At 59.7% G+C, this 236-nt stretch carries 1 protein-coding gene; it reads left to right on the top strand.

From position 1 onward, the window contains the following. Positions 1-236 (top strand): hypothetical protein (locus SB717_RS39450; protein WP_410908773.1); only part of this gene is annotated, 236 nt, incomplete at both ends.

The following is a 236-nucleotide window of genomic DNA, read 5'->3' as shown; positions in this document are numbered from 1 at the left end:
CTGAAGTGGAAACCCGCAGCGAAGTAGAGCAGTTCGACGGATCGATGCTGATCCGCCCTTGCAAGCAGTGTCAGTTCCACGGGTTGCGTGTGGCCGAGCCGGGCGGTCAGGCGCACACGCAAGCCTTGGCCAACCTCGCCGCCGAACGTCTAAACACAGCGCTTATCGGCTCTGGAATCACACCACGATTTGCCGGATGCACGTTTGAGACCTACTGCGCCAAAACGCCAGAGATG

This window comes from Priestia sp. SIMBA_032 (assembly GCF_046535215.1).
Taxonomy (GTDB): domain Bacteria; phylum Bacillota; class Bacilli; order Bacillales; family Bacillaceae_H; genus Priestia; species Priestia aryabhattai.
This window is presented reverse-complemented; position numbering and strand designations above follow the sequence as displayed.